Raw genomic sequence first — 8,704 nt, 5'->3', positions numbered from 1 at the left:
GGAGCCGTTCAGCAGCGCCGCCACGAACTCCGCGGCGCCCGCGTCGAACAGCGGGGCGTGCTCGGGGACGGCGTGCCGGATGCCCGCGACGACCGCGCGGGCGAGCGGCGCCACGGCACCAGGGGGCAGGGGCTGAGGGGTGGTCATCGTCGACCTCCGGGGCGGGCGGGCAGCGCTGGAGCGCCGAGTCTGGCCCGCCGTCGTCGCCGGACGCGTCGACAGAAACACGTATCCCCGTGATACGTACCCTGCCGCCGAGCGGCCCAACGGGCGTTGGGCCACATGGACAGGGCGGCCGGGACCGATCAGGATGTCGGTGGTGGACGGAGGCGGATGACGGCGGACGGGGCGCGGCGCGACCTCACGAGCTACATGGGGCGCGCCGAGGACGAGCGCGAAGTGCGGCGCCTGCTCGGCGAGGCCCGCCTGGTCACGCTGACCGGTCCCGGCGGCGTGGGCAAGACGCGGCTCGCCGGCCGGGTCGCCAGCTCGGTGACCCGGGCGTTCCCGGACGGCGTCGTCGTGGCCGGCCTCGCCGAGCTGCGCGACGCCACCATGGTCACCCGCACGCTCGCCGACTGCCTCGGCCTGCACGACACGGCCGCCCGGACCGCCCGCGACACCGTGCTGGCCCACCTGCGCGAGCGGCGGATGCTCCTGCTGCTCGACAACTGCGAGCACCTCGTCGCGCCATGCGCCGAGCTGGCCGACGACCTGCTGCGGCAGTGCCCGGACCTGGTGATCCTGGCGACCAGCCGGTGTTCGCTCGGGGTCGCCGGGGAGCGGGTCCTGCCGGTCGCGCCCTTGGCGGTGCCGCCGGAGACCGCAGAGACCGTCGAGGACGCGATCGCGTACGACGCCGTACGGCTGTTCGTCGACCGGGCATCCGAGGTGCTGCCGTCGTTCCGGCTCACCGAGGACAACGCGGCCGCCGTGGTGGGCTTGTGCCGGCAGCTGGACGGCCTGCCGCTGGCGGTCGAGCTGGCCGCGGCGCGCATCCGCGTGCTCTCCCCCGGTCAGATCGCCGACCGGATGAGCGCGAGCCTCGCGGTGCTGACCACCGGTGCGAGGTCGCTGCCCGAGCGCCACCGCAGCCTGCGCGCCACCATCGAGGGCAGCCATGCCCTGTGCACGGATGTCGAGCGCGCGGTCTGGGAGTGCTGCTCGGTGTTCGCCGGCGCGTTCGACCTGGCCGCCGCCGAGGACGTCTGCGCGGCGCCCGGCCCGGCGGGGCTCGACGCGCTCGCGGTGCTGGACGCCGTGGAAGGTCTGGTCGACAAGTCGGTGCTGCTGCGCGTCGAAGGGGCGGCCGTCCGCTTCCGGATGCTGGAGGCGCTGCGCGAGTTCGGTCAGGAACGGCTGGCCGGGGCCGGGATCGCGGAGGCGATCGCCCGGCGGCACCGCGACCACCACGTACGGCTGCTCGACCAAGCCGACGCCGAGTGGTTCGGCCCCCGGCGCGACGACTGGTTCGCCCGCTTGTCCGACCGGCACGCCGACATCCGGGCGGCGCTGTCGTGGTCGCTGCGCGACCCCGGTGAAGCCGCGGTCGTCCTCCGGATCGCGAGCGGCGTGATCGAGTACTGGATGGCCCGCGGCGCCGCGTGGGAGATCCGGGAGTGGCTCGACCGCGCGCTCGCCGTCGCCGCCGAAGACGCCCCGGGCCGGGCGAGGGCCCAGGCCCGCGCGGCTCTCTGCGCCGCCCTGCACGCGGACCTCGACGGGGCCAGGCACCGGCTGAAGCTGGCCGAAAGCAGCGGCGACGACGACGCGGTCCCCTACCTCTGCCACGCGCGGGCCTTCGTGGCGCTGATCGCGGTCGAGCCGCACGCGCTGGAGAACGCCGCCGAGGCCGTGCGGATCTTCGGCGAGCGAGGGGCCGTCCGGAGCCGGCTGCACCCGATGTTCATCCAGGCGGTGGCCACGGCTTATCGCGGCGATCTCGCCGGCGCCCGGCACCTGCTGGCGGAAATGCTGCGGCTGTGCGAATCGGCGCGGGACGAGTCCTACCGGTCCATGGCCCTCTTCGGGCTGGGCACGGCCGAGATCTTCTTCGGCGGCGACCTCGACGTCGGGGAACGCGCGATGCGCGACGCGCTGGAGATCGACCTGCGGGGGCCGGACGTGCTGTCCGCGGCGTACCGGGTGGACGGCCTGGCGTGGGCGTCGGCCCGGCGCGAAGACTGGCCGGGCGCGGCGCGGTTGTTCGGCACGGCGGCGACGTTGTGGGACCGGTGCGGAGCGGAGCCGGACATCGCCGTGTCGCTGGCCCACCGGGAGCTGCTGCGGGCCACTCGCGGCGCGCTGGGCGACGCGCGGTTCGAGGACGCCTTCGCCGAGGGGCGGCGGCGGAACCCGCACGAGATCCTTGCGCCGCCGGCGACGTCCGCGAGCGGCCAGGACGAGCCGACCGTGCTGCCGCCGTTGACCCGGCGCGAGTCGGAGATCGCCAGGCTGGTCGCGGTCGGGCTGAGCAACCGCGAGATCGCGATCCGCCTGGTCATCGCCCAGCGGACCGCGGAAACCCACCTCCAGCACATCTTGAACAAGCTGGACCTCGCCAACCGGACCCAGGTCGCCGTCTGGGTGAACGAGCGGAGCGCCACCCGGACGGGACCCGGATCCGGTCCGGCGTGATCAGATCAGCGGACAGGTCCCCCGGTACGCGGCGATCGCCGGGTCACCCGTGGGCAGCGGGCAGAGGAACCGCTCGTACCGGGTGTCCTCGTCGACGAAGCGCTTGAGCCAGGAGATGCTGTACTCCGCGATGGTCGTGTTCGGCTTGGTCGGCGCCAGGTGCCCGGCGCCGGCGAGCAGCAGGTACGCCTTGTCCAAAGAGGACGGCAAGCTCTGGTAGAACGGGCGCGAGAAGGTCCCGTCCGGGGCGATGAAGTCGTTCTGGGCGCTCACGACGAACGTCGGCACCCGCAGGTCGGAGAAACTCGTGTTCGGGCTCCAGCCGGTGAGCGGGATCGCGGCCTTCAGCGTGGGTGCCTTCCTGGCGGCGATCAGCGTCCCTCCCCCGCCCATCGAATGCCCCATCACGGCCAGCCGGTTCCGGTCGACCCGGTCCTTGGCCTGGCTGGAATCGGTGACGTAGCGCAGCGCGGCGAGCAGTTCTTCCGAGCGGGCGTCCGGGGTGTCCCAGACGCTGTTCGTGGCGATCGTGATGACGACGAAGCCCTGCGAAGCGAGCCGCGGGCCGTACCAGGCGATGGCGCTTTCGGCCTCCAGGAAACCCGGCGCGACCGCGACGGCACCGAACGTGCCCTGGCCGGTGTCCGTCGGGAAGGAGATCGTTCCCCCACCGAACCCCTGGCCGGCGCCGACCTTTTCGGTGGCGACCGCGAAGGGTCCTTGCTCCGCTTCCACGGAGGCTTCGGTCGGAGCCGGCCCGCGCTCGAACGGGTTGTCGCCGGCGAGACCCGCCGATGCCGGGCTCGTGCCCGAAGCGGCGAGGAGAACCGCGCCCAGTGCACCGGCCGCCCATGATTTCCATCGTGCTTTCCGCGACATTGCGAACGTCCTCTCGGAATCCTCCCGCTGACCACGGGAGGCCCAGGTATAGCGAGCGCGTGGGCTGGCGCGCGTCGAGAGAATTACGTATCCGGCGCTGTCGAGAAGCCGGGCGGCCGTTCGTCCTCTGGTGCGTCAACCGACGAAAGGACCCCGATGAGCACCACGTCACCAGACTCGACCGCAGTGCACGCCGACGTCGTCGTCGACGTCACCCCGGAGGACGCCTTCCGCGTGTTCACCGAGCGGTTCGACGAGGTCAAGCCCCGCGAGCACAACCTGCTCGCGGTACCCATCGAGCGGACCGTTCTCGAGCCCGAGGCCGGCGGCACCGTGTACGACGTCGGCACCGACGGCAGCCGGTGCACCTGGGCGCGGGTCCTCGCCTGCGAGCCGTCGCAGCGGCTGGTCCTCAGCTGGGACATCAGCCCGCGCTGGCAGCTGGAGCCCGACCCCGGCCACACCAGCGAGGTGGAGATCCGGTTCACCGCCGACGGCGCCGGGCGCACCCGCGTCACGCTCGAACACCGGCACCTCGACCGCCACGGCGAAGGCTGGCAGAGCTTCACCGGCCTCGGCTCCGGCTCGGGATGGCCGCTCTACCTCGACCGGTTCCGCGCCGCGACGCGACGGGATGCCGCCGGGGACTGAACCGGCTACCGTCACCCTGATCCCGACGTAGCGGCGGAGAGGCCACATGAGCACCGACGACTCGCACCGCGGCCGCGCGGAAACCTTGCGCGCGGCGATCGCCGGCCACACCGGAATCACCGAGGCAGCACTGCGGACCGCGGTAGCGGCCCGGGCGGCGGGCGGGCCGCCCGTCGCCGAACCGTACGACGAGCTGGCCCGGCGGATCGGTGAAGCCTCCTACCGGGTGACCGACGCCGAAGTCGACGCCGTCCGGCAGGTGACCGGCAGCGACAAGGCCGCGTTCGAGGTCGTCATGTCCGCCTGCGTCGGGGCGGGACTGGCCCGGTGGGACGCCGCCGCCCGGGCGATCGCGGAGGCGACCGATGCGCCTGCCTGAAGTCGAACGCGGGGACGGCCTGCGCAACCGGATGCTGATCCGGGTCATTTCCCTGGCGCTGCGCGCGCGTCTGCCGGACGCGGCCCGGGTCGCGCTCTACCACAAGGGTTTCGTCGGGACGGCGCTCGGCGCGTGGACGCAGGCCGCGATGCGCGGACCGAGCGAATGGTCCGTCGCGGCGCGGGAACTGATGGCCGCGATGGTCGCGAAGTGGAACTCGTGCCCGTTCTGCGTCGGGGCGCACCGCGCCATCGCCGTACACGGCATGGACAAGGCGGTGGCCGACGCGGCCCTCGCCGACTACCACACGGCGCCGGTTTCGGAGCCCCTGCGCGCCACGCTCGCGGTGCTGGAAACCATGACGCTGCGTCCCGACGACCTGGCGGGCGAGCAGGTACGGGCGGCGCTGGCCGCGGGCGTGACCCGGCGGCAGCTCGACGACGCCGTCGCGGTCGCGGCCGTGTTCAACATCGTCACCCGCTACGCCAACGCGCTCGGCTTCGCCATCCCGACCGACGCCGAGTTCGCCGAGGCCGCGGGCATGATGCTCAAGCGCGGCTACGCCTGACGCGGAACTCCTCAGCTGGGGTTTTCCTGCCAGGCGGTGACCCGGGCGCTGATCATGATGACCAGCGCGGCGGCGGCGACCTCGGCGACGGCCGCCACGGTGTCGACGTCGCGCGCGGTCATCGGGTTGTCGGTGAGGCGGCCGCCGATCGTGGACAGCACCTGGTCCGTGAGGTAGGCGGCCCACCACCAGGAGATCAGCTCGCCACCGGGCGTCGGGAACAGCCGGCCGGTCCCGCGCGGGCGCTGGGGGTTGCTGGCGTTCCAGACGTCCCGGACGACCATCTGCGGGAACCAGAAGCTGACGATCGGCACGATCCAGCCGAACACCGCCCAGGCGGGCGAGTGCCGGTGCGGGGCGGGTTCGAGCACCTCGGCGTTGGCGCGGGCGAGCCACAGCCACCGCACGAAGACGATGCCGGTGACGACGTGGATCCCCAGGTAGGTCCAGTCCACGGTGAGCCAGACGGAAACCGGGAGCGCGCCCCACTCGCCCGCGACGTCCGCGACGCCGACCGCGGTGGTCACGATGATCAGGATCGCGGACGCGCTCTGCCAGACGGCGAGCGGCCGGACCCGCGGCATCGGTCTCTGCGGAACAGGCGCGGAGAATTGTGGTTGCATCGGCCCCCCAAGTCCAGTGCGTGAAGCACGAACAAAAGCAAGTGCGGCCCCGCGTGTCAAGCGAACTTCTTGCCGTGCCCCGAATCGTGATGCGGTGGCGGCTTCGCGGTCCTCGTGTTGCATCATGTACCACGTCTTGACGCGAGAGGAGCACCATGTCCAGGCCGGACAACGGGAATCGGCCGGGCGCGGCGGTGAACGTCAGTCAGCGATCCGATCGCGTCCGGCTCTGGGAGCCCGACCCCGCCGTGCCCGCGGGCGCGCTACCGGTGTTCGGCGAACTCCACGCGGCCGCCCGCCGCCGCGCGGCCGCTCATCTGGTTCTCCCGCTGCCGTTCGTCATCGGCGGGACAGCGCTGCTCTTCGGCCGGTTCGGGATCGCCGCCCCGCTCTTCCTCGTCGTGTTCTTCGGCGTCCTCCTGCTCACGACCGTCGCCATCCTCACGACGCTCCGGAAAGCCGTGCCGTTCCTGCGGGCCCGGTTCGAACCGGTCGTCCCGGCCCCGGACGGGCTGGTCGTCGCGGGCCGCCGGGTCGGCGTCCGCCTGCCCGACGGCCGCTGGCTGCACGCCAGGATGCCCGCGCCGCTGCGGGTGCAACTGGCCGGCGAGCGCCGGCTTTGGCTGCTGCGCCTCGGTGACCGGGCGATGGTCACGCTGCCGGGGACCGGCGTCCTCGGCACGGCAACGATCACCGACCACCCGCTGCCCGACGCGCGCCCGCTGCCCGCCGAATCCCGCGTGCCGGCCCCACCGCGGCACGACCCGGTGCTCACGGCCTACCGTCGCCACGTCGGAAACCTGATGTGGTACTCGGCGGCGGTGTACGGCGTCACGGCCGCCCTCGCCGCGTGGGCGTCGGCCGACCTGCCGGACGAGCGGGCACTGGCGGCGGCCAAGGGCGGGGCCGTGTTCCTCGCGGTGTTCATCGGGCTCTTCGCGTTGATCGTGGTGGGCCGCGCGATCCAGTTCCGCTCGCCGGTCCCGGCCGATTCCTGGACCGAGCTGAGCGTCGTCGTCGACCGGCCGATCAGCATCAACCGGTACGGCCTCGTCCGCATCGAAGGCCGGGCGCTGCTGCCCGACGGCCGCACGGTCGGCTTCCGGATGCGGAACGTGGCCGTGGCGTTCGCCCTCGCGACAGCCACGACGGGTCAGCTGTGGATCGCCGGTGCGCCGCGTCCGGGCAAGTCCGCGATCGCCGGGATCCCGGGCCACGCGGTGATGGGAACGGCCCGGCTCGTCTGAGCACCCCCAGAGTCCCGGCAAAGTCGCATCGGCCGAAGTGGGCTGAAGGGGACGTTGCTCTCATCTGATGCGCTGAAGGGGACTTTCCTCTCAGCACATCGCAGGAAAGTCCCCTTCAGCCCACCTTGCCACGGCTCCCGGCTCGCCCACCGGCCCGCGACTTTGCTGGAGCCGTCTGAGCACAAGATGGCTCAGGGGGCGGCTCGGACGACCGCGGCGAGTTCCCGGCGGGATCCCACGCCCAGTTTGGGGTAGGCGCGGTACAGGTGGTGGCCCACCGTCCGCGGGCTGAGGAACAGCTGGGCGGCGATGTCCCGATTGGACAGTCCATCCGCGGCGAGGGTGACGATCTGCAGTTCCTGTGGGGTCAGCAGGGCGAGCACGCCCGGTTTCCGCCGGGTCGCGGCGGCCGCGCCGCTCGCGATCAGCTCGCTGTGGGCGCGGCGGGCCCACGGCCCGGCGTCGATGTGGTCGAAGGTCTCCAGTGCCGCGCTGAGTTGCTCGCGCGCTTCGGCCTTGCGACGGGTGCGGCGGAGCCATTCCCCGTGCAGGAGCCGGGTGCGCGCGTGCTCGAAGCCCCGGCTGTCCTGTTCGTGCAGTGTCGCCGCACGGCCGAAGGCGTGGTCGTCGGGGTCCAGGAGCGCGCGGCAGCGGTGCAGCAGCGCCGCGATCGCCGGTTCGGGGGCGCGCCGGGCCACGTGCTCGAACCGGGCCAGTGCTTCGGCGGCGAGGTCGGGCCGGCCCAGCCGGACCGCGGCTTCGATGACGTCGGGCAGGCACCGTTCGGCGGGCATCTGGTGCCGGGCGATGCCGTGGTACAGCGGCATCAGCTGGTCGAGTGCCTCCTGTGGCCTGCCGTGGCCCAGTTCCAGCAGGCCCAGCGCCCATCTGGCCCGGTGCACGCCGCCGCCCTCGTACGCCAGCGCGTAGTCGGCCATCCGGCGGCAGTCGTCCTCGTCGCCCCGCATGGCCAGCAGGTAGGCCCGCGTGCCGGCGGCGTGGCTGGCCCAGTGGTGCTGGCCGGTGGCCTCGGCGATGTCGAGCGCCTCGGTCGCGCTGGTCATCGCGTCGCGGTAGTGCCCGAGGGAGGTCTGGGAGAGGGTCACGTAGTAGAGCGCCGAGGGCAGCACACCGGCCCGTCCCTGGGCACGGACGTCGGCGGCGACCCGCGTGGCCAGCTCCAATGCCTGCCGGTCCAGGCCACCCATGAGCGCGATGCCGCTGGTCGTGAGCAGGTCCCTGGGCTCGTCGGCGAGGGACTCCGCGGCACGGGCGAGCACCGTTGCGAGGTCCGGCAGGCGCTCGGTGTCCGCGTCGAGTGACAGCGCGGTCAGCCAGCGTTGCAGTTGCAGCACCGGCCAAGCGGGATCGTCGCCGGGCAGCGCGAGGAGGTCGAGCTGGGCGGCGGCGGTGGCGGCGAGACGGCTGTCTCCGGCGAACCACGTCGTGTGCAGGGCGTCCATCATCACGGTGACCGCCTCGCGCGGATCGCTCCGGCCGGCGGCTTCGGCCAGCTGGAGCGCGTGCGCCTCGTGCAGCCGGCCGCGGCTGACCGCGGCGGTGGCCAGCACCCGGACCAGCGTGAGGCGGGTGCTGGGGAGGTGCGCGCAGGGCAAGGCCCGTTCGGCGAGGGTCTGGGCCCGCGAGAGCTGGCCCGCTTCGATCGCCGCATCGGCGGCACTGGTCAGCAGCAGCACGCGTTCGCCGGGGTCTTCGGCCA

At 73.1% G+C, this 8,704-nt stretch carries 8 protein-coding genes; 5 read left to right on the top strand and 3 right to left on the bottom strand.

The genetic code is table 11. The features are described from left to right. Positions 1-333 precede the first annotated feature (333 nt). Complete coding sequence (locus tag G3I65_RS49610; RefSeq protein WP_160702675.1) at positions 334-2,637, top strand: LuxR C-terminal-related transcriptional regulator; 2,304 nt, start codon at positions 334-336, stop codon at positions 2,635-2,637. On the opposite strand, the gene G3I65_RS49605 is transcribed toward G3I65_RS49610, so the two are convergent. Beyond that, positions 2,638-3,516: a dienelactone hydrolase family protein gene (locus G3I65_RS49605; protein ID WP_160702673.1), complete on the bottom strand. Its 879-nt coding sequence runs from the start codon at positions 3,514-3,516 to the stop codon at positions 2,638-2,640. It lies immediately after the preceding gene. 156 nt (positions 3,517-3,672) lie between these two features. Between G3I65_RS49605 and G3I65_RS49600 the strand changes: the two genes are divergently transcribed. From G3I65_RS49600 to G3I65_RS49590, 3 genes are read left to right on the top strand one after another with little or no spacing between them, the layout of a single operon-like run. Beyond that, on the top strand, positions 3,673-4,167 hold the full coding sequence (locus tag G3I65_RS49600; protein WP_160702671.1) for an SRPBCC family protein: 495 nt from the start codon (positions 3,673-3,675) through the stop codon (positions 4,165-4,167). A gap of 46 nt (positions 4,168-4,213) precedes the next feature. Next, entirely contained in the window at positions 4,214-4,546 is a 333-nt protein-coding gene (locus tag G3I65_RS49595) for a hypothetical protein (RefSeq protein ID WP_160702669.1), read from the top strand. Further along, the gene (locus tag G3I65_RS49590; RefSeq protein WP_239071925.1) at positions 4,533-5,114 is read left to right on the top strand and encodes a carboxymuconolactone decarboxylase family protein; all 582 of its coding nucleotides are present in this window, start codon (positions 4,533-4,535) and stop codon (positions 5,112-5,114) included. Before G3I65_RS49595 ends, G3I65_RS49590 begins: the two co-directional genes overlap by 14 nt. Positions 5,115-5,125: 11 nt before the next feature. On the opposite strand, the gene G3I65_RS49585 is transcribed toward G3I65_RS49590, so the two are convergent. Next, complete coding sequence (locus G3I65_RS49585) at positions 5,126-5,698, bottom strand: DUF4328 domain-containing protein (RefSeq protein WP_160702667.1); 573 nt, start codon at positions 5,696-5,698, stop codon at positions 5,126-5,128. Between the two features lie 194 nt (positions 5,699-5,892). On the opposite strand from G3I65_RS49585, the gene G3I65_RS49580 reads away from it, so the two are divergent. Further along, the gene (locus tag G3I65_RS49580) at positions 5,893-6,984 is read left to right on the top strand and encodes a hypothetical protein (RefSeq protein ID WP_160702665.1); all 1,092 of its coding nucleotides are present in this window, start codon (positions 5,893-5,895) and stop codon (positions 6,982-6,984) included. Between the two features lie 191 nt (positions 6,985-7,175). Here G3I65_RS49580 and G3I65_RS49575 read toward each other — a convergent pair. Continuing rightward, on the bottom strand, positions 7,176-8,704 hold a 1,529-nt coding region (locus G3I65_RS49575), incomplete at its 5' end, for a LuxR C-terminal-related transcriptional regulator (RefSeq protein ID WP_160702663.1).

Source organism: Amycolatopsis sp. SID8362 (assembly GCF_010550475.1).
Taxonomy (GTDB): Bacteria; Actinomycetota; Actinomycetes; order Mycobacteriales; family Pseudonocardiaceae; genus Amycolatopsis; species Amycolatopsis eburnea.
This window is presented reverse-complemented; position numbering and strand designations above follow the sequence as displayed.